21 protein-coding genes are annotated in these 20,754 nt (G+C 38.9%); all 21 read right to left on the reverse strand.

Translation table 11 applies throughout. The features are described 5' to 3' along the window. Window position 1 precedes the first annotated feature (1 nt). Window positions 2–1,177, reverse strand: coding sequence for a non-hydrolyzing UDP-N-acetylglucosamine 2-epimerase (wecB, locus tag VSQ62_RS19070; protein ID WP_334636354.1), 1,176 nt, complete (start codon window positions 1,175–1,177; stop codon window positions 2–4). 30 nt (window positions 1,178–1,207) lie between these two features. Further along, entirely contained in the window at window positions 1,208–2,275 is a 1,068-nt protein-coding gene (locus tag VSQ62_RS19075; protein WP_334636355.1) for a polysaccharide biosynthesis protein, read from the reverse strand. Window positions 2,276–2,394: 119 nt separating this feature from the next. Further along, window positions 2,395–2,838, reverse strand: a complete 444-nt coding sequence (locus VSQ62_RS19080) for a hypothetical protein (RefSeq protein ID WP_334636356.1) — start codon at window positions 2,836–2,838, stop codon at window positions 2,395–2,397. A gap of 373 nt (window positions 2,839–3,211) precedes the next feature. Further along, window positions 3,212–4,660: a flippase gene (locus VSQ62_RS19085; protein ID WP_334636358.1), complete on the reverse strand. Its 1,449-nt coding sequence runs from the start codon at window positions 4,658–4,660 to the stop codon at window positions 3,212–3,214. Window positions 4,661–5,255: 595 nt separating this feature from the next. Further along, a complete protein-coding gene (locus VSQ62_RS32505) occupies window positions 5,256–5,576 on the reverse strand; it encodes an acyltransferase family protein (protein ID WP_350339931.1) in 321 nt (106 codons plus the stop codon). Between the two features lie 33 nt (window positions 5,577–5,609). Continuing rightward, window positions 5,610–6,728 carry a non-hydrolyzing UDP-N-acetylglucosamine 2-epimerase gene (gene wecB, locus VSQ62_RS19090; protein ID WP_334636359.1) on the reverse strand — a complete coding sequence of 373 codons (1,119 nt, stop codon included), beginning with the start codon at window positions 6,726–6,728 and terminating at the stop codon, window positions 5,610–5,612. 22 nt (window positions 6,729–6,750) lie between these two features. After that, a complete protein-coding gene (locus VSQ62_RS19095) occupies window positions 6,751–7,962 on the reverse strand; it encodes a nucleotide sugar dehydrogenase (RefSeq protein WP_334636360.1) in 1,212 nt (403 codons plus the stop codon). A gap of 22 nt (window positions 7,963–7,984) precedes the next feature. After that, a complete protein-coding gene (locus VSQ62_RS19100) occupies window positions 7,985–9,292 on the reverse strand; it encodes a hypothetical protein (RefSeq protein WP_334636361.1) in 1,308 nt (435 codons plus the stop codon). Between the two features lie 221 nt (window positions 9,293–9,513). Further along, complete coding sequence (locus tag VSQ62_RS19105; protein ID WP_334636362.1) at window positions 9,514–10,707, reverse strand: glycosyltransferase; 1,194 nt, start codon at window positions 10,705–10,707, stop codon at window positions 9,514–9,516. 33 nt (window positions 10,708–10,740) lie between these two features. After that, window positions 10,741–11,967: a glycosyltransferase gene (locus tag VSQ62_RS19110; protein WP_334636363.1), complete on the reverse strand. Its 1,227-nt coding sequence runs from the start codon at window positions 11,965–11,967 to the stop codon at window positions 10,741–10,743. 21 nt (window positions 11,968–11,988) lie between these two features. Then, window positions 11,989–13,161, reverse strand: coding sequence for a glycosyltransferase family 4 protein (locus VSQ62_RS19115; RefSeq protein ID WP_334636364.1), 1,173 nt, complete (start codon window positions 13,159–13,161; stop codon window positions 11,989–11,991). Window positions 13,162–13,185: 24 nt separating this feature from the next. Continuing rightward, a complete protein-coding gene (locus VSQ62_RS19120; RefSeq protein WP_334636365.1) occupies window positions 13,186–14,514 on the reverse strand; it encodes an adenylyltransferase/cytidyltransferase family protein in 1,329 nt (442 codons plus the stop codon). Between the two features lie 81 nt (window positions 14,515–14,595). Continuing rightward, window positions 14,596–14,928: an aminotransferase class I/II-fold pyridoxal phosphate-dependent enzyme gene (locus tag VSQ62_RS19125; protein ID WP_334637712.1), complete on the reverse strand. Its 333-nt coding sequence runs from the start codon at window positions 14,926–14,928 to the stop codon at window positions 14,596–14,598. Window positions 14,929–14,944: 16 nt separating this feature from the next. Further along, window positions 14,945–15,100 carry a hypothetical protein gene (locus tag VSQ62_RS19130; protein WP_334636366.1) on the reverse strand — a complete coding sequence of 52 codons (156 nt, stop codon included), beginning with the start codon at window positions 15,098–15,100 and terminating at the stop codon, window positions 14,945–14,947. A gap of 69 nt (window positions 15,101–15,169) precedes the next feature. Beyond that, window positions 15,170–16,234 (reverse strand): pyridoxal-phosphate-dependent aminotransferase family protein, encoded by a 1,065-nt coding sequence (locus VSQ62_RS19135; protein ID WP_334636367.1) that lies wholly within the window; start codon window positions 16,232–16,234, stop codon window positions 15,170–15,172. Window positions 16,235–16,245: 11 nt separating this feature from the next. Then, on the reverse strand, window positions 16,246–17,436 hold the full coding sequence (locus tag VSQ62_RS19140; protein WP_334637714.1) for a CDP-glycerol glycerophosphotransferase family protein: 1,191 nt from the start codon (window positions 17,434–17,436) through the stop codon (window positions 16,246–16,248). A 9-nt stretch (window positions 17,437–17,445) separates the two neighbouring features. Continuing rightward, entirely contained in the window at window positions 17,446–18,273 is an 828-nt protein-coding gene (locus VSQ62_RS19145) for an NAD-dependent epimerase/dehydratase family protein (RefSeq protein ID WP_334636369.1), read from the reverse strand. Continuing rightward, window positions 18,270–19,097 (reverse strand): sugar transferase, encoded by an 828-nt coding sequence (locus VSQ62_RS19150; protein WP_334636371.1) that lies wholly within the window; start codon window positions 19,095–19,097, stop codon window positions 18,270–18,272. The genes VSQ62_RS19145 and VSQ62_RS19150 overlap by 4 nt, the downstream gene beginning before the upstream one ends. Window positions 19,098–19,119: 22 nt before the next feature. Continuing rightward, window positions 19,120–19,953, reverse strand: a complete 834-nt coding sequence (locus VSQ62_RS19155; protein WP_334636373.1) for a hypothetical protein — start codon at window positions 19,951–19,953, stop codon at window positions 19,120–19,122. Window positions 19,954–20,017: 64 nt separating this feature from the next. Continuing rightward, window positions 20,018–20,572 (reverse strand): antiterminator LoaP, encoded by a 555-nt coding sequence (gene loaP, locus VSQ62_RS19160; RefSeq protein WP_334637715.1) that lies wholly within the window; start codon window positions 20,570–20,572, stop codon window positions 20,018–20,020. Further along, window positions 20,569–20,721, reverse strand: a complete 153-nt coding sequence (locus VSQ62_RS19165) for a hypothetical protein (protein ID WP_334636375.1) — start codon at window positions 20,719–20,721, stop codon at window positions 20,569–20,571. Before VSQ62_RS19165 ends, loaP begins: the two co-directional genes overlap by 4 nt. Between the last annotated feature and the right edge of the window lie 33 nt (window positions 20,722–20,754).

Below are 20,754 nucleotides of genomic sequence, written 5' to 3' on the forward strand. Positions count from 1 at the left end.
CCTATATTTCTTTTCTCCATACCATCTTATTCACAACACCAACATAGGATTGAATAATCTTCACAACTTTATCCGATACATTGATATCCGTATAATCCGGAACCGGTATTGCTCCACCGTTCTTCTCTTCCTTCACCATCTCCACCGCCATATCAACAGCCTGAATTAATCCCTTAGTGTCAATGCCTGAAAGAATAAAACACGCCTTATCAAGTGCCTCTGGTCTTTCTGTAGATGTTCTGATACATACCGCAGGAATCGGATCCCCGATAGATGTAAAGAAACTGCTCTCTTCCGGAAGCGTGCCGCTGTCAGACACAACGCAGAATGCATTCAATTGCAGACAATTATAATCATGAAATCCAAGCGGCTCATGCTGTATCACTCTAGGATCAAGTTTAAATCCTGATGCCTCCAATCTCTTCTTTGATCTTGGATGACAGGAATAGAGAATCGGCATATCATACTTCTCAGCCATCTTATTAATGGCAGTAAACAAGCTTGCAAAGTTCTTCTCTGTATCAATATTCTCCTCCCTATGTGCAGATAGAAGAATATATTTGTCCTTTTCTAATCCTAGCTTTTTATGTACATTCGAAGCCTTTATTGCTTCCAGATTCTCCGTCAATACTTCAGCCATCGGCGATCCGGTAACATAGGTTCTCTCCTTCGGTAATCCGCAATCTGCCAAATATCGGCGTGCATGTTCTGAATATGTCAGGTTCACGTCAGAAATAATATCTACAATACGACGATTTGTTTCTTCCGGCAGACACTCATCCTTGCATCTATTCCCAGCTTCCATATGGAATATCGGGATGTGTAATCTCTTTGCTCCTATAACAGACAAGCAACTGTTTGTATCTCCCAGAACCAATACGGCATCCGGATTAAGCTCTATCATCGCCTTGTAACTCGCTGCGATGATATTTCCCATTGTCTCTCCCAGATCCGCCCCGATAGCATCCAAGTATAACTCTGGATCAGCGAGTCCAAAGTCTTTGAAGAACACACCGTTTAAGTTGTAATCGTAGTTTTGCCCGGTGTGAGCCAAAATTGTATCAAAGTATTTTCTACACTTATTTATCACAGCAGCCAAGCGAATGATCTCAGGCCTTGTGCCAACAATAATCATCAACTTGATTTTTCCGTTTTCTTTCCATGTGGGATATGTCATTTGACTATGTGCTCCTATTATTTCTATAATCTATGCTTCTACAGCATGTGGTCTGCCTTCCAGCTCTTCCTTCACGTAATCTGTTGTCATAATCTTAGCAACTACTCCGTCTACATCAAGTCGGTTTGTGTTATGACTTGTGTACGCCTCGTCGTCTTGTGTCTGCACAGTGCCCTGAACATAGAATTTATCGTAATTCAGGCCTCTTGCATCAGGAGCTATACGATAATAATGTCCCATATCTACAGACCGAAGCATCTCTTCATGGGTGACTAGGGTCTCAAAAAGTTTTTCGCCGTGACGGGAGCCGATGATCTTCTTCTCGGTTACTCCGAAAACTTTCATCACGCCATCAGCTAAGTCACCAATAGAGGAAGCATCCGCTTTCTGCACAAACAAATCCCCCGGCTCTGCGTGTTCAAATGCAAAGGCAACCAGATCCACAGCCTCGTCCAGATTCATCAGAAAACGAGTCATGTTCGGGTCAGTGATAGTGATAGGAACTTTCCTCTTAATCTGGTCGATGAAGAACGGAATAACAGAACCACGAGAGCACATTACATTGCCATACCTCGTACATGCCAGCACCGTTCCCCCACGTTCAAATGCCTTCTGCGCTCTTGCCTGAACAACCTTTTCACCGACAGCCTTTGTCATTCCCATTGTATTGATTGGGTAGGCAGCTTTATCGGTAGAGAGGAACACAACCTTCTGTATACCAGCTTCGACAGCAGCTGTAATCACATTATCCGTTCCGATGATATTAGTTCTTACAGCCTCCATGGGAAAAAACTCACAGCTAGGTACTTCCTTAAGCGCAGCTGCATGGAACACATAGTTTGCTCCGTACATTACATCCTTTACGGAATCCAGGTTGCGGACATCACCAACATTGAACTGTACCTTAGAGCAGTGCTCTGGATATTGCGCCTGTAATGTGTGCCGCATCCAATCCTGCTTTTTCTCATCTCGAGATATTATACGAATCTCACCGATATCTGTGGTCAGAAAGTGCTTGAGGACGGTTGAACCAAATGAACCTGTTCCGCCGGTTATGACTAAAGTTTTCCCTTTGAAGGCTTCTGTTATTTTTTTCATATTAAATTGTTCCTCTCTTTCCACGGCCATTGGCTGGTTTTTTACAGTCTCTTTGGGCTGTGGTGTTTGCTTTTTCAGATATTCCTGTATTTCTCTTTCTCCGGTAGGACAAGCTACGATTAACCTGGAACAGCAAACATCTTCTCGGTGACTGCTCCCGCGGATGCTTCTGCCAAACCTTTTGCAACTTGATAAACCTGTGTCTCTGTAAGGTCTTCTGCCTTCGGAGTAGCATAATAGTATGTAACCTCGTCCACAACCCGTTTCTCTACAAACTCCAGAGCAATAACTTGATCCAAATAGACATTAAACTCATATTCCGACACACCTTTGAAAATTTTAGCATTTACACTCAGCTGTCGTTTACAACTAACAACAATCCCTTTGCGAATCGAAGCTGCATTTCTAGAACTGGCTCGTGTGTATGGTAGACGAGCTAACCCAAAGATTCTATAGTTGTCATCAATGAACGCCGCTCCGTTTACAAGACCGTTCTTTATCCATAATCGAACAGTGCGAGTACTCCTCTTCGATTCTTTAGTAAATTCCTCAAATATTTTCATGCGTATCTCTCTTTATTCTTTGGACGGCTCTTTCGTCTTCTCAGCCAGTCCCATAATGTACGCTATAATAGTTGCATATCCGATTCAGTTTGGCCGGTTTGTAAAATGTGTGTAATTGACCACCTGGCCATCTATTGTTGCTTTCATTGTGAACGAATGAACTAGGGCCCAGATATAACGGTTGAAATCTCCAGTTTTTCCTCGCATCCCTGCTAATCCCGACTTCATCTATTCTCTGCCTTGCCCAGGGAAGAACATTGCTCAACCTAAAATTTTATAGCGATAATGCAACTTATAAATCTTTTCTGTCGCTATTCTCAATCTATTTTATTCTTCTCTAGCTATAGGACTGTGGTTATGAATTATCACATACTTATCTCTTAAACTTCTGAATTATAGGTTTACAAATAATAGCAAAAAATTGATTGTTTGTTTTCTTCCAAAAAGTAATACAGATAATACTAAAGAAAGAAGCTCCGGTAATTACCTCAACTATTATCTTTAGTACAATGTTTATATCTATCAATGCAACAGCTCGTACAATTCCTATCATCAGCAATCCAATAACAAGATATAGGCTTGTTTTAACAAGCATTTTCTTGATTCCAAGCCCTCTGCCTCGAATAGAAAAGAACTGTAATATGCAAGCAACTAATTCTGCAATCACCGTGGCAATTGCCGCACCCATAGCACCACATTGTGGAATCAAGATGAAATTCATAATTAGGTTAACAATCGCTCCCCCTACAACTGACTTAGTAAAATTCTTTTCCATCTCCATAGGGATAAGATATTGAGTTCTTACTATTACTGAAAATCCCTTTATCAAAAGCACTGGGGTAAATATAATCGTAATAGCAATACATGCATCATAGCCGGGGCCAAAGAAAAATGGAACAAATTCATTCGAAATAGCAGCAATACCATAAGCGATAGCAATACTTACTATAGCCACGCCTTCAAGTGTAGTCATGAATAATTCGTCAGCTTCTTTTTGTTTTTTCTCGCTCAACAAAGCCGACATCCGTGGAAGCATCACCGTACCTATTCCGTTTATAACTAATAGCGGAATCTGAACTATCTTATCCGAGTTATAATAAAATCCACTTTGTTCGTATGTACTTAATGCACCAAGCATTGTTTTGTCCATCGTGTGGTAAATTGACATTGCAAGCAGTGGAACAAACAACACCAAATTGGGAATTATATGTTTCTTAATTAGACTTGCCGAAACCTTAACAAAGGATGCATACCTTGGTAGATATAGGAAAAGGATCAGATTACTTAATAGTGTTCCTCCCAACATTATTAAGGTATATATCCATAGATCACTCTGTGCTTTCACCAAAAGTAAGATCAGGGCAACCGTTGCAAGCTTTATAGCAATGCTTCTTGTGACTGTTATTTGAAAATCTTCAACTCCGAAAAACAACCAATTAATATCAGCCAGACAACTTATAAGCGCTATTCCCTGTAGTACAGCTATTAACTCGTTATCTTTACAGAAAAACAGTAAGTATATTCCATAAGCAAGAATGACAATGACTGTAACTGCTATCTGTAAGACGAATATACTTGAAAAAACTTCATTCCTTTTATCTCTGTCATTTTTTACAGAGGCAATACATCTTGTTCCATAGTTTATTGTTCCAAGCATTGCGAACATAGTAAAATATGCTACTATGGACGATGTGTAAGAGAAAATTCCAAGCTGACTTGCTCCGAGTTTTCTCGCTAAATATGGTGCTGTAATTAGCGGCATACAAACTGATAGGACCTGATATGCCGTTTGAAGCCCCAAATTCTTCTTTATATTACTCATTCCGCAGGAAAGTACCTCCCTATGATTAGTCCGCTGCTTTCTTTTTGTAAGACAAATTCTCAATTAATCTGGCCAATAATCTAATCAAACATACATCCATCACTATATATAGTATTTTCATACTCGCGCACACTGTATCCAGTGTATCAACTCGGCCTTTGAAGGACGAATAAAGTCCCAACACAAAAAATGTACTAGATACGCATCGTAAGAGTATTTATCTGTTACATCCAAAATCGAATGATTTTTCAAACTATTCAAACTTCGGTGTATAAGCATGATCAGTCCAGCAAATAAGACAAACGCCAGAGCGATGTGTCCATAATGGAATACAATGTTTGCCCCTCTACTAATTATGCCGATCATAGGATATTGCAAAATATACTCTAAAAATATTTCTATTCCACAACTAATTACTTGGTAAAGGTAATGAAACAAACATCGTCCTTGACAGGAATCGATCTTTATTGTCAGATTCTTTACAGCCTCTTCCCACAAGAAGTCCGATTACATAACAGTTGATCCAGATCCCTGTAAATCCGGGACTCAGAACAAACAATACTTCCGTTATGGCAAAGAGAGATACAAGACTGAATCATTTTGTTTTAGGAATATCCGTACCAATTCCAAACAACAGCCTTATATAATCTCCACTACTAATGCTCTGGCGAACTATTAACAGATAAATCGAAATCATAATAGCAAGGTATAGGTAATAATCTATCAGTATCTTAAGCAGATTGCGTTTATAAAAAGATTTCCATTGGATTATTCCATGCTGTCCATATAGGAATCCTGATATTACCAGAAACACTTTGACACCACAGTTGAACCAGTACACTAATTCATTATCATAAAAATTAAATATGTGGCAAATAATAACCATACTGAAGGCAATCAATCTTACAACAGATATGGCATAGTCTTTTCTTTCATTAACTGCTCCTCTTTAGCCAGGTATCCAAGGACTGTACTCCTTACCTTCCAGAATGTCAGCAATTCTTTCACAAGCATATCCATCGCCATAAGGATTACAAGCGTGACTCATCTTGTTATATTCTTCCTCGCACTCAAGTAAAAGCTTGAATGTCCTATATATCGTCTCCTCATCTGTACCAACCAACTTCAGAGTGCCAGCATCAACACCTTCAGGCCTTTCAGTAGTATCTCTCATAACGAGAACAGGAACTCCGTATGAAGGGCACTCTTCCTGAATTCCGCCAGAGTCTGTTAAACACAGGAAGCTCCGGGCTTCAAAATTGTGACAATCGAACACTTCAATCGGCTCTATAATATGAATCTGATCACATCCGCCCAATTCCTCCTCAGCGGCTTGACGAACAAGCGGATTCATATGGATCGGATAAACCGCTTTACACTCAGGATGCTCATCAAGAACACGACGGATAGCTCTAAACATGCAATGCATTGGTTCTCCAAGATTCTCTCTTCTATGTGCCGTTATAAAAATAAGCTTACCATCGCCTACCCAGTCAAGTTCAGGATGTGTGTAATCCTCTCGAACCGTGTGCTGCATGGCATCAATAACGGTGTTTCCGGTCACATATACATTCTCAGCCTTGCGTCCTTCATTCAGAAGATTCTGGCGAGATAAAGGTGTTGGAGCAAAATTGTATTGTGATACAATGCTCACGGCTTCTCGATTAAATTCCTCCGGGTATGGTGAGTATATATTATAAGTCCGTAGTCCTGCCTCGACATGTCCAACCGGGAGTTGGAGGTAGAAACAAGCAAGAGCTGTGACAAATGTTGTGGAGGTATCACCGTGGACGAGAACTACGTCCGGCTTCTCTTTTTCCAGCACCTCTTTGATACTGTTCAAAACGGCTGTGGTTATATCGAACAGCGTCTGACGGTCTTTCATTATATTTAGATCGTAATCTGGAACAACGTTGAATGTCTCCAACACCTGATCGAGCATTTGACGATGCTGGGCTGTGACACAAACCACAGTCTGAATACCCTTTCTCGTTTTCAATTCATTGACAAGTGGGCAAATCTTGATTGCCTCTGGTCTGGTCCCAAAGACTAGCATCACCTTTTTCATGTCGCTTTTTCTCCTTTGAATTTTAAATACGATAAGTACCTTCTTGTTTGCAAATATTGTAGCAGTCCAGAACGATCTTCCCCGCCAACTTATCTATGTTTTCCTTAATCTCGTTGTGCTTAACCATGATGACCACGAAATCGACAGCAGAAAGAAAGGTGTCCAAGTCATGATACTGGTTAGCTACTACATCCTTCGTAATGAAGGGATCGTAGACCTTCAGCCCTGTCGCAAGGTGACGTTCCTGGCTTTCCAACAACTGCAACGTAGGAGACGCGCGCATATCATCCACATTCTCTTTATAGGTAAGACCGTACAATCCAACTCTCGTAATGTCAGTCATGCCCTTTTCCTTCATGATTTCATAAATCCGGTTAAGGACAAAATCAGGCATACCGTCGTTAGTCTTCATAGATTCATCGATGACTTTTGCCAGAGACGGATAATCACCTACAAGGAACCATGGATCGACTGAAATGCAGTGACCACCAACACCAGGGCCCGGCTGCAGAATGTTAACACGAGGATGCATGTTGCATATTTTGATGATCTCGTAGACATCCATGTTATCGTGGCGACAGATCTTCGCTAGCTCATTGGCAAAAGCGATATTGACTGCACGAAATGTATTCTCCACAACCTTGGTCATCTCAGCCGTTTTGATGTCGGTCACAACGATCTCGCCCTGGCAGAACGAGGCGTACAAGTCCTTCACCTTTGCACCGATGGCTTTATCATCTACGCCGATGGTACGGTTGTTATGCAATAGCTCATACACCATATTACCGGGGATAATGCGCTCTGGAGCATGGACAAGGTTAATGTCCTCTCTGTTCTCCTCCACTAACACTGGTCTTACGCTCTTTTCGATAGTTCCAGGTGACACGGTCGATTCTACAACCAGTGTTGCACCTTTAGGAGCTACCTTTAAAACGTCTATAACAGCAGCCACAACATAACAAGCGTCAACTTTTTTGCTAAATTTGTCGTAGGGAGTCGGAACAGAAACAATATAAGTATCCGTTACCTGATACTCCGTAGTAAACTTAATCCCAGCTTTTAGAGCATCCTGGAACAGTTCGTCAAGGCCGCCCTCTTTGAAAGTCGCATGACCGACATTCAGAGTTGCGACAAGTTCTTTGTTAGAGTCCGTACCGATAACCTCTACACCATGAGATGCCATCATGAGGGCCGTAGGAAGTCCAATATACCCGAGACCAATTACATTAATCATTTGATTCATTCTCCTTTATTACCTATGTCAATATTGATTTAAGTAGTTTATTGTTTGATATGCTATCGTTATTATTCCGAGAAATAACTGGATCAATGATAATAAGCAAAAGCACAGTCCATAGTATCCCTCCTGTGTTAAGTGAGATTAAAATATTTGTATCATTCAAAATAAACATTTGATAAGACATTGCAGCAACAACAATATGAAGTGGTAATTTTTTTGTTAATCCATCAACGATTAAAAAAATGCTTACAAGCACAAACGACGCAAGAATCATACCAAACAATCCACAATCAGCATATCCATAAGCAAATATGCCTGTATTTCCGTTACTATAATGATTCGCTCCATACACTGATTGATTTACGATGTAACCTATTGGCATTGAATATGGATATTTTATTCCAAACAACCTTCCAATAATTCCTTCAGAAAAAAGCAGATGCTTATTAGTTGAGAAGAAATTAAAGTATTGAAATTGAGTTTGAGCTGGTATAAATAATGTCCTATAGGCGAAAGTAAATAAAGGCAATTTTGAGATATCGAATTTATAAAAAAAATAAGAAATAATATTTATTAATGCGAAAAATCCTGGCATCAACCTAAAATAATCAGTTCCTTTTCTTAATACATACGAAATAAGAATTAAGAGAGCAATTGAAAATAGAAACGCCTTAAACCCAAACGAAAAATATAATAACGCTTGTATAACACAGACGACAGAAACCCAAAGCCATTTTTTTTTGTATGCAAAATACGCAAAAAGCATAGGACTAAATGATTTTGCACACCAATTCAGCAAATACCCCCAAACTCCTCCTTCAATACCTTCTCTTGTTGATGATACTCGAGAAATCAGAAGAGTATTTGGATTTATGCCCCCATTTCTGATAACAAGAAAAAGGGAGGATATAATATATACTCCAAATATTAAAAGAAATAAATGATCCACATGCGGTACCGACAATGATATTCCTTTGAATTTTCTAATCAAAACTTCTATTGTTAGAATGCTGATTGTGAGGTACACGATATATCTTATGTCCTCATTATTCATCCATGTGTACATTAATGTTGGAACATATGTTATAAGATATATTAAATAAAATAAGTAAGTAGATGCTCTTTTCACATCCTTTGGAAGGCATAATAGCGTTATTATGTAAAGAAGAAAACAAATAATACATTTTTGCATATTAATATGTGTTGTTAAGTATGAGTAGCTAAACAAAGGTGACACTGAGAACAAATATATAAAAATTGTCGTTCCTGTATATAATAATAGCCATGGCCATATTTTATTGTTTCGTATTTTAATTATTAACATTGTAATAACTACCTCCTATACGCCAACAAACCAACTATTCATTTTATTTTTCATATGATTATCACCTCATACTTCATTAAATAATCATATGACACTACTTTGAGGGTTCAACAATCTCTTCACCCAACAAGACCAACATAGTTTTTGACTAACACCTAAACATTTTAAGCTCTTTAGCGCATACACCATCTAGTCACAGCAATAAATACACAAGACTCAATTCAGCTTAAATGTTCATACTTCTCAATTTCTTGATCAATTACTTTCATATAAATATCACATATATCTTTGTAATCATACGATTCCTTTATCATATTAAAAGCCACTTCACTCATCTTAATATATTCATCCTCTGGCAGATTCGCCATATCTGCTATTTTATTTCTCATGTCCTCGCTACTATCGCTGGTAAACGTTACTGCGCTCTTATACATCGCTCGTTTTGAATTGATTTCATTTTCCTCAAAAACAACAGGCACTCCACAAGCCTGAGCGTCATAAAAGCTCAAGCTACATTGCTTCGGGAACACAATCAAATCGGACATTTGGAAATATTTTGCTAAATCCACGTATTTCTGTGTTGGAAAACGGAGTATCCTATTTTGCGACTCGGAAAATCTTTGTTCCACCATCTTTCCATAATTCCCAGTTGCACTCCCAATAATGACGAAAACAATGTCGCGATCACACTCAAATCGATCTAATAATGCGTCCGCTAATAACATCCCACCCTTAGCTTCATCCAGTTTCCCCGCGTATGTAACTACATATGTATCGTCTGCAATTGAATTTGCAATGCGCATTTGGTTGTTAATTACTTCATCTGGCTTGAAAAGCATAGTATCTGAACCTGTAGAAATCCAAGGAGCATTTGTTAGTGGTATTCTATATGCTTTTTCAATAAAATTACTATCCTGTGTGCGAATGACTGGGATATTATTTTTTACAATTATAGGCGTAAAGAACATCCGATAAAACTTTCTAAAAACTTTCCTAAATCTGTTTTTGGCTGCCATTTCCAACATGTGACTGTCCAATACAAGTGGATAATTCATACTTTTTCTATGTAGTAAATATCTCATTGCCGTCACAGTATCATTTCCATGTACATAAACGACATCGGGCTGTTCTTCTCTAACTGTCTTATATAGTTTGTTAGATAAAAAAACTCGCCCACTATAGTATCCCTTTGTTGGGATTCTTATAATTTTAACTCCATATCTCTCCGTAAACTCATTGTCGCGCTCTTTTATTTTTTCCGCTCCAAAAAAAAACATAAATTCCTTTGGTAATTTATCTGTCTCTGCCGTAATAATTGTTACATCATTTCCAGCAGCAACCATGTATTTGGAAAGAAGATTCAGCTGATAACCCGTATCTGGGTGAAAAACATCCTCAACATGTACAATTTTCATACATTGTCCTCCACTTAATGAACGCCATTCTTACTAAGAATTTAATATGCGTTGATACAGATCATAGTATCTTTCATAACACGCTAATTTTTCATAGTTTTGCGCTCTCTGTATGCAGTCATCCCTTGTAAAATTATTATGTTTACACTTTTTAATTGCTTTCGCCAATTCTCTGATGTCACCTTTTTTGATAACCATACCAGTTTCATTAGTTATTGTCTCCGGACTTCCACCTGAGTCATAAGTCAATACAGGTGTTCCACAAGCTAAGGATTCAATATTTACCATTCCAAGGACTTCTTCTTTTGTTGGATTGATAAAAACATCACCTAAAGAATACCATTCTGCAAGTTCTTCGAGAGAGTTTGTCCTTTTTACACCCATTATGTTTTTTGGCAAACCTTTCATTGCCTTATCATTCAAAAATCCGACAATAACTATTTGATATGTATCATCAAGAATCTTTGACAACTTTATAATATCTTTTAATCCCTTTCTATCATCTGGATCATACATCATCCAACGCGCACTAACCGCCATTACTACGAACTTATTTTCAAGACCATACCGTTCCCTTAAATGCGATGTTTCCCTAGGGTAAAATGTTTTTAAGTCCACGCCATTCGGAATCACTTCTATGGTTTTTTTTGCAAGAAAGGATTGCTTGCATACTGTTTTTAACCACTTAGACGGTGTTACAATTACACAATCTAACTTATTAAATAGTCTCTTTTTATCTAAGTAGTTTTTCTTAGATCTGTCTATAATTATCGATTTAGGGTACTTGCTCTTTTGTTGACACTGATTGCACTGCGTTTTCCATTTCATACATCCGACATAGTCAAAATATGTGCAATGTCCCGTGATAGGCCAGCAATCATGAAATGTCCAGACAATCTTTACAGACATTCTATTTAGTTCGTTAATTAAAATCGGAAGATTAATGTAATAGCCATGGAGATTATGTAAATGAATAATATCAAATTTTTCTTCCTGAACATATGTTATTAATTCTTGTGTAGCCGTAGATGAGAAAAAACCACACCGATCTGTAAACCTTGCTGCAAGTGCATGAAAATATCTAGAGTATGTTTTTTGGCCAATCTGATATACTTTATTGGCATAATTTTCACTCGAATTGTCAATCGATACCGCAATGCATCCATCTTTACCATGAGACAATAACATTTCTAATATATCTTCTGTAATTCTGCCAGTACTTCCTGTTCCAGCAATTGTGTTGATTTGCAATACTTTCATTGGCTATCTATCTCTCCGTAACTACACAATCTTTATCATTATATCAATGTACTCAGATGCATTTTTCTGAAAAATAAAGGAATTCTGCTCTCTACTACAAACTCTATTGTTTTTTTCCATCACACTGTAAATCTCCATCTCAAGTGTATCCGGCAATCTACAATCGGAAAAATAAACTCCCTCAGCCTGACTAAACTTTTTTGAAAAAAGAGAATTTCTATCAATACAAAACACAACCGGCCTGTTTGTTCTTAAGACCGTCGCTGTCTTACTCGGCAAAGCTGTCTTTATTCCACCGGGCATTAAAGGAATAATGTTCACATCAGCCTGTGCATATATACTCTCCGCATACCTTGATGGTTGCATAGGCAGAAGCGTTATGTTATCAATCCCTTTTGTCATTTCCTCAATGTGTGCCTTGTTTGCTCCATCACCTATAATATAGAAATGAACATTCGGGTTTTCTTTCATCTTTATGGCAGTTTCTGCCACCAACTCGACATTCTGCATTTTGCCTATGTTTCCGGCATAGACCACATTAAACTTACTGTGATCAAGATGCAGATCAAATACATTCTTCGGATCAATGCTTTCTAATGTTATCGGTGTATCTGCATAGCTCCAGTTATAAACAACCTCAATCTTATCGGCATCTACACCATCCTCGACTAATGTCTGCTTCATATCGTCTGAAATGGTAATAATCGTATCGGCCTTTTTATAAGCCATGTTCTGGAGCTTTCTAAATATTGGGAAAGTAATACCAGCCATCGGCAACTGCCCGGAAAACTTAAGATTGTAAGGAAAGATGTCCTGAACATTGAATACAATTCTGCAATCAAGTTTCCTCAGCTTTCTCATATAGAAATATGCGACCACATTTGATTGAAGAAACACAACATCATATTTTCCTTGCTTACCAGCTATATCACCGCATTGCTTTGCATACTTAACTTCATTTAAATATCGAGAAAAGAATCCGCCTTTTTTTGCATTGTCTTTGATAATTGTGTAATGGAAATCTTGATTCGCAGAAAACTCCTCCGGCATTTCCTTATCTGGTCCACCTGTGCTTTTAAGAATAACATTGACATCATGCCCCTTGTTCAATGCCGCTCTCAGCACATCCTGTAATAGATGAACTGATGGTCCACCTCTATCAAAGCCTATATCAAAGCCAAACAATAATCTCATTTCTAATCTCCAACCTCAAGAGTCCTATATAAGTAGGACTTTTTTCCCTTTGTAATACTCTTCCATTACACCAGCTATAGCTTTGGATACATCCTGACCTATATAAAATGATCCGTTGCCATTCTCTATTGCTTTAACAAAAGCAACTATCTCATAACGAATACCTTCACCTTCTAGCTGATAAAAATACCTTTTATTATCAGATTGGTTTTCATACCTAATCTCAAAATAATCGGTTTTCCACCAGGGGGCAGGAACATATATATATCCTTCAGTTCCAGTGATGACTAATTCCCCTTCTGATTTTGCTCCTTTAGCAACTTTAATACTCGCTACAGCTTTGTCATAAATAAATGACACTCGTGTAAATATGTCAAAGTCTTTAGTTTCTGGAAGGAGTTTTGTCTCAATTCGTATATCTTTATAGTCGCAACCAAGAACCTGAAAAACGGCAAGAAGTGTTAATGGCCCCCATTCGGTAATAGTATTCCAATTATTGTTAATTTCATTTTCCTTATAACTCTTCAGGTTTTTCTGACTTGTGCAAGTCGCATCTACGGACACTATTTCACCAATCTTTCCTGTTTTAGCCAGCAAAACCAATCTCTCAAATGCTGTGGTGTACGCCGTTTTTGCACCTTCCATCAATATACAGTTGTGTGCTTCAGCAAGCTCGAATAGTTCTGAACACTCCTCCTTTGACAGTGATATTGGAGTTTCGCAAAGAACATGTGTACCGTTTATCAGGGCTTTCTTTATTTGGTCATAATGCTTTGTTGGATGTGACGCTATATATAAAGCATCAGACGAATCCATAACTGCATCAAAATCCTCTTCAAAAGCTATCCCTTCATTTTTAACATTAGCGCATATCGCTTCAGCACCATTTACATATTTCAATTCGCGCACAAACTTATCTATGCTAGTTAATTCACTCCCCGCTTCACCGATTAATCCAAGTCGAATATGACTTTGCTTAGCACGGATTTCGGAGCTTGATATTCCTTCTGTTCTTGGTAAATAAATAACTTTACAATACTCACCTAAATAGTCGAATTTCCCGATCCAATCAGATCCAATAGCAAAGATATCGACTCCATATTTTCTTATATCATCTATTTTCTGACCATCATATTCTTCTGCGATTACTTCATCAGCTATTCCCGTAGCTCTTATTGCTGCGACTCTTTCCATTAAAGACTGCTTGTTGTTAATCTTTCCTCTTGTCTTATCATAATCATCAGATGTAACTCCGACAATGAGATAATCCCCAAGTGCTTTCGCTCTTTCTAGCAGTCTAATATGACCGTAGTGCAATAAATCGTATGTTCCATAAGTAATAACTTTAGTCATATCAGACTTTTTTCTCCTTTCAGCAATCAATATCCTCTAATGCTGCCGTAAACTGCTTCATATACTTTTCTTCACCAATACTCACGCGATAATTTGTTTTTCCTGTGCTACTCTCAAAATCCTCTCAAACTCTTCATTCGAATAAACATTGCCCATAGGATTATTGGAATTAAGCAAAATAAGTAATTCCGTATCATCCATCATTTCTTCGATGATATTATTCACATCCATGCTCAAATCTTCATTGTACGGAACCTTCACAAAGTTGCGTCCATACATTTCAGAATAAACCTGAAGCATGAAGTAAGATGGCACTACACCAACAATGCGTTCATTAGGACTTGTGAATGCTTGAATGATATAACGGATACCTTCCGCTGAGCCATTGACTAAACACAGATGGAGATGGCTGATATCAGTTCCGGAGAACTCAGCTAAAACTTCTGTAAAATGTAAAGTCTCCGGATACTCCTCCTGGGTTCTCGTTCAAATCAAACCTGAGGTAATCTTTTCTCTCATTCTGATCAAAAATACGGTATATATTTTTAACCTTTGGGTCTAAGTAGTACATGTGGTCTCCTTCCAAGGTTTCTAACCTCTTTTCGGAGCACCCTATCGCTACAGCTACCAGAACCGAGAGAAAAGTGATACTTCTCTATAGCAGCCCTCTACGATTCAAATCATGCAGCGCATCAATCAGTTTCTTATTAACTTCTTTGGTTATATATCCTATATGCCCAATACGGAAAACTTCATCTGCCAACTCTCCACCATTTGGACATACCCAAATCTGATATTCGTCTTTAAGAATTCTGACTATTTCTTTTGCCCCACCATGAATTGGCCTAAGACAGGTAACTGCATTGGATGGGGACTCTGAAACAAATTCAAATGGTAAATCTTTTATGTTGTTTCTGAAGTCCTCAGCCACTGAAGCGATATTTGTCCTCTCCTGCTGTACCCTCCCCTGATTAATTGTGCGCAATCTTCTATTAATCTGGAGAAGAATTGTTACTGCAGGAGTAAACGGAGTCTGCCCTCTCTCCCCGTTTTTCAAAGCCTCTTTCATACTAAGGTACATACAAACTTCCTCATTGTTATATATTCGCTCAAGCGCCTTCGGTGCAAGAACAACTAATGAAATACCCGGCTGAACTGCCAGAGCTTTCTGAGAACCAGTGATTACAGCACTCGCACCAAGTTCATCCATATCGAGTTCATCAGATAAAAATGCTGAGATGGCATCAATAATCAATAGTATTCCATTCTCTTTACAGAATTCTGATATCATTTTCATATCGTAGAGAACGCCAGAAGAAGTTTCATGCATATTGACAAGAAATGCTGTGTGATCTTCAAGACCCTTTAACTGTTCTCGTTTCAGTTGTTTTCCAAATTCACATCTTACCTCTGTATAATTACGATTATGGAGCTGACACAGTTCAACAAAACGATAACCAAAGCTGCCACCATTTATAACAATAACCTTGTCTTGATCATTTAGAACGTTCATAACACAAGATTCCATCGCTCCTGTCCCAGATGCTGTTAGAAAGATGCATCTGGAATTTTCTGGTGCATTAAAAAACTTAAGAACAAGTGCCTCGTTCTCTTTCATAATTTCCGAAAACTCAGGTGTTCTGAAGTACGGTGTTGAATGATTAGCTACTTCTATGATGTCAGGATCTGACATTACCGGTCCTACTGTAAAATTAAACATGTACGCCTCCGTTAATAGTTTGTTCCAAATACTGTATTAATACAATCTATAGTTGCATGTCCCTTTTCGTATTCACAATGATTCTTTTTGAAGAATTTTGTTTTTTCGCATTCTGTCTCATAATCTAAATTCAGGAGATGCTCAATTATCTGGTCTTCATTCTTCATTACTCCATTCGGCATTTCCTTGTCCAGATCATAGTAAAAGCCACCACGAACTCGTTTATATTCCTCAATATCATATCCGAAGCAGATCATAGGTTTCTCCGTAATGCAGTAATCGAGCAAAATACTTGAATAATCAGATATAAGAATATCTGCAACAATTAATAAGTCATTCACTTCTGGATATGAAGTGAAGTCTAATACGAAATCATTAAACTTCATATTCATAAGCTTTGTAGTATAGGGATGAGTTCTCAGCAAGACAATGTACTCATCTTCGAGTTTTTCCCTCCATTTATTCCAGTCTATTGGAGGAACAATTTGAAAAGAACCGCCACCATCCTGACTGTCTCTCCATGTAGGAGCGTATAAGATATACTTCTTTCCCTCTGAAAGCCCTAATTTCTTTCTAACCTCTTTTTGTAATATAGGAGTAACATTGCTCAATACATCATTTCTTGGATATCCACATCGAAGATATGATTTGGGGTTCAATTCCATATCTCGACCAAAATTGAGTTCATCAAACTTTCCACACATACAGAAGTAGTCAATGTGTCCCCAATGAAAGTCATTTCTACCCGGAACACCATTGCCACTAATATTAATTGCCGCTCCATGCCATGTGTTCAGATAAATCTGCTTTTTCTTCTTGAAATGTAGCCCTCTCTCAATTCCAACACATGAAATCCAATATTTCGATTTAAGTGCAGTTTTAAAGTACTGAAATGTGTCCATTTTGATTTTCTCTGCATTGCCTGGAATATCCTCACCATCTGGTTCGTTAAGTGCCCATATGATATGATATTTCTTATCTAATCCAAGCTCACACATTTTGCGATAAATTGCTCGTGGACTATCATTGTACTTATAACTATGACCATTCATAAGAACTAGATTGTCATCTATTCTTATAAACTTTCCAAATAACTGAAACACACCACTCATGCCATATCTATATAAACCTTGGATAACCGGATTGTGTTTTATTACATGTTCAAGCTTTAAATGATTTGAACTGCCCTTATTCTCTACCATTGCCACAAGTTAATCCTCCGTCAATCTTATACTCTCGCTAAGCCCGTATTTACCAACTGTGTCTACCTTTTCGTAAACTAAATCACCAAATACCTTCTTAACAACATTTACTCCGCAAATCTTTACTGCCCAGTTAAATGCTTTAGTCAGCCTAATCTCCTTCCCGTGAATATTCGCTATCTCCTTCACCATGGTCAATGTTCTAGTGTATTCCCTATTCTGTGGGAAGAATAGCCCAGACCTCTCGAAGTCGATACATCCCTTTACAAACTCGCACAGGTTTCCGATGTAGATCATAGAGCGTTCATTTTGATAGTTCGGAAACACAGGAGACTTCAGAGCGAACTTCCTAAGACTCTGATAGTTACCCTTGCATCCCTTACCATAGACCATCGGCGGCCTCAGACAAGCGAATTTAAAGCTATCATCTGCCATCTTTTCAATAGCCTCGTCTGCTTCAACCTTCGATTTGCCATAAGCATTCACAGGATTCACAGGCGTGTCTTTAGTGATCCTACCGGTGGTCATTCCATACACAGACATTGTAGAAAGCAATATAAACTGCTTAACACCTGCTTCTTTCGCTTTCTTCGCTATCTTAATAACCAAATCACGGTTGACCTCATAGTACAAATACCGGTTCTCAAATGTTTCCCTAATATGGGCAATACCGGCAACATTGAAAACAACATCAAAACCATCGAAATCAGATATAACCGGCTCCCAGCCCGTGGTGTCCTTGATTTCAACTTCATATAAGTCCGATGTGTTCATGAGATAATCTCTAACAGACTCGCCTATATATGATTTAGCTCCAGTAATCAGAACTCGTTTCATTTCTGTTCCTCGTGTACTATTTTCTTCTTCATCTCTCCTGTTCCACCCTCAACAACGCCATCGCTTTTAACAACAGAAAAAATCGTTCCTATAAAACATTTCACATCAAACAGAAAACTGATTTTTTTCACATACTCTCCATCCAGCTTTGCTTTATCTGAGATTTCCAATTCATCTCTGCCATTGATCTGAGCCCAGCCGGTAAGTCCTGGCTTAACATCATTTGCATTGTATTTATCTCTTTCAGCCACCAAAACATCCTGATTCCATAGTGCCGGTCTTGGTCCTATAACGGACATATTTCCCATGAAAATATCCCAAATCTGCGGCAATTCGTCGATGCTGGTCCGTCGCATGAAGCGACCTACTTTAGTAATATATTGATCCGGATTATCAAGCATATGTGTTGGAACATCGTGCGGTGTAGACATCTTCATTGATCTGAATTTATGAAGCCTAAAAAAACGTTTGTTTTTTCCAACCCTTTTCTGCGTAAAAAACACCGGCCCGGGATCATCAGCTTTTATCGCCAAGATAATAACCAGATAAATTGGTGATAACAGAACAAGACCCATACCAGAAAGAACCAAATCAGCTATTCTCTTAATAAACTTCTCATAAATCCTTGGCTTATAATCACTATTACCTACGGCCACTAAATGACCGCATACACCATCTGCATTCTTCTTATCATCTTTATCTTCAACAAATACTACCTTTTTCCCTTCCATTGGGTTAATAAAATCATTCAGAGCCTCAGAGGCTTTATTCTTGTCACGCGACATATATTCCTTGACCTCGTAGTAATTAAAATCTCGTAACACTCCCATACCTCATTTACCATTGCTATCCGCATATAACCATTCCCAATACCTTCACATCCCTATGGTCTGCCAGCTCTTTCTCCTGCCTGATTAACTTCTCATAGGATTCCCCCTTCTTCTCGATAAAGAGAATTCCTTCATAATATTCCAGCTTCTTAAGCGCTGCCGCATGGAACACAATCTGTCTGTAAGGCGAAAATGTAACATCCTCGATCTCCTCCGCCAACTGCTCACAGATCTCCGACACGTCGTCCCCCGCAATAGTCCCCGCCAGCATTACTCTCCGTATTTTCTCATCCTGATATCTATGAATTGCGGACTGAATATTCACCGCCGCAATCTTTATCTGTTCCTTTCTTGGAATCTTCGCATACGGCCCTTCTTCCAACCGGCGAATCCACCGGTCAACGAATCCGAATATCTTTTTCTTTGTATCTTTTTTACGGACAATTCCTAATAGCGGCATGCCGAATTTCCCCTGAAAATCCCTTTCACTTTGCAGTTTCCCGCTCATTACATAGCGCATACAGAAGATCAAACAGGCCAAGCATGCTCCGCCGATCATTCCGACCACAGCAAAGGAAACAGCCGAAGGCACCGGATCCTCCAATACGATCGGTTCACTCTCAGCCTTTCCCGCAGTTTCTCCTTCAGCATGTTCCGTAACAGGCTGCTTTGACCGTTGTAATAATTCTTCTTTCTTTGCCTGATTATCCGTAATTGCCGCCTGATATTTATATACTCCTGCGGCAATTGCAAAGAATACCATGCATATCACAATCCATCTCCACTTTTTCAGACAATAGAACATCAGATCTATCAGATTAATTTCATAGACTTCCTGATTTCCTTCCATCAGCCAAGTTCTCCTTCCTGTGATACGACCCTGTTCCACCCTCGTATCTTCCCCATAAATATGTTTAACACTTCCGGGAATCCATCCTTTTCTCTACCATCTCTATCCCAAGATGTATCAACGTCTTCCGGTTCATAAAATCGACCTCCACCTTCGCAATTCTACGGTGCAGGTCAATTTTCCTGATGTACCCTTCCATATTTTTCAGCGGTCCCGACAGGATTGTAACTGCATCGTCTTCGGATACCGACACCTTAGAAAGCTGTACTTCCATATTCTGATCCGAACTTAGCCCCGAATCCTGCAACGGGACTGCTGCCAGCCGATTCAGCCACTCGGCTTCATGTTCTGAAAGCGGGACAAATTGTTCCCCATCTTTCCCCAGCATTCTTGTAAATGCGGGCATATGCTTAAGTTCCTGATATAACTCCTGAACGTGGTCGCTTTCTATGAACACATATCCCGGAAGTAATTTCTCACGGACTTCTCTCCATTCTCCCCGGAATTTCTTCTTCATCCGCCGCATTGGATGGAAACAGGAATCATATAATTCTTTTCCTACCATTACTTTGACCTGTTCTTCTACTTTATCTTCTGTCCCTGTAACTACCTGCATCACATAATACAAAATAATCCTCCCCTTATCCGGCATCCGGTCATAACAGTACACTGGACTTCATCCGATAAGGCAGGCTTCGCCATCCATGCCTGCAGATATTCTTCTGCCGCCACAGTCATCTGTCTGCCGCACTGCGGATCACAAATCATCTATCCGCAGATACTTCCAGACACCGAATATAT

Source organism: Sporofaciens sp. JLR.KK001 (assembly GCF_036941055.1).
In the GTDB taxonomy this organism is placed as follows: domain Bacteria; phylum Bacillota; class Clostridia; order Lachnospirales; family Lachnospiraceae; genus Sporofaciens.

Excerpts from the sequence above, each read along its gene's own strand:
- wecB (WP_334636354.1), bottom strand. The coding sequence starts at position 1,177 with ATGACATATCCCACATGGAAAGAAAACGGAAAAATCAAGTTGATGATT.
- VSQ62_RS19075 (WP_334636355.1), bottom strand. The coding sequence starts at position 2,275 with ATGAAAAAAATAACAGAAGCCTTCAAAGGGAAAACTTTAGTCATAACC.
- VSQ62_RS19080 (WP_334636356.1), bottom strand. The coding sequence starts at position 2,838 with ATGAAAATATTTGAGGAATTTACTAAAGAATCGAAGAGGAGTACTCGC.
- VSQ62_RS19085 (WP_334636358.1), bottom strand. The coding sequence starts at position 4,660 with ATGAGTAATATAAAGAAGAATTTGGGGCTTCAAACGGCATATCAGGTC.
- wecB (WP_334636359.1), bottom strand. The coding sequence starts at position 6,728 with ATGAAAAAGGTGATGCTAGTCTTTGGGACCAGACCAGAGGCAATCAAG.
- VSQ62_RS19095 (WP_334636360.1), bottom strand. The coding sequence starts at position 7,962 with ATGATTAATGTAATTGGTCTCGGGTATATTGGACTTCCTACGGCCCTC.
- VSQ62_RS19100 (WP_334636361.1), bottom strand. The coding sequence starts at position 9,292 with ATGTTAATAATTAAAATACGAAACAATAAAATATGGCCATGGCTATTA.
- VSQ62_RS19105 (WP_334636362.1), bottom strand. The coding sequence starts at position 10,707 with ATGAAAATTGTACATGTTGAGGATGTTTTTCACCCAGATACGGGTTAT.
- VSQ62_RS19110 (WP_334636363.1), bottom strand. The coding sequence starts at position 11,967 with ATGAAAGTATTGCAAATCAACACAATTGCTGGAACAGGAAGTACTGGC.
- VSQ62_RS19115 (WP_334636364.1), bottom strand. The coding sequence starts at position 13,161 with ATGAGATTATTGTTTGGCTTTGATATAGGCTTTGATAGAGGTGGACCA.
- VSQ62_RS19120 (WP_334636365.1), bottom strand. The coding sequence starts at position 14,514 with ATGACTAAAGTTATTACTTATGGAACATACGATTTATTGCACTACGGT.
- VSQ62_RS19135 (WP_334636367.1), bottom strand. The coding sequence starts at position 16,234 with ATGTTTAATTTTACAGTAGGACCGGTAATGTCAGATCCTGACATCATA.
- VSQ62_RS19140 (WP_334637714.1), bottom strand. The coding sequence starts at position 17,436 with ATGGTAGAGAATAAGGGCAGTTCAAATCATTTAAAGCTTGAACATGTA.
- VSQ62_RS19145 (WP_334636369.1), bottom strand. The coding sequence starts at position 18,273 with ATGAAACGAGTTCTGATTACTGGAGCTAAATCATATATAGGCGAGTCT.
- VSQ62_RS19155 (WP_334636373.1), bottom strand. The coding sequence starts at position 19,953 with ATGGAAGGAAATCAGGAAGTCTATGAAATTAATCTGATAGATCTGATG.
- VSQ62_RS19165 (WP_334636375.1), bottom strand. The coding sequence starts at position 20,721 with ATGATTTGTGATCCGCAGTGCGGCAGACAGATGACTGTGGCGGCAGAA.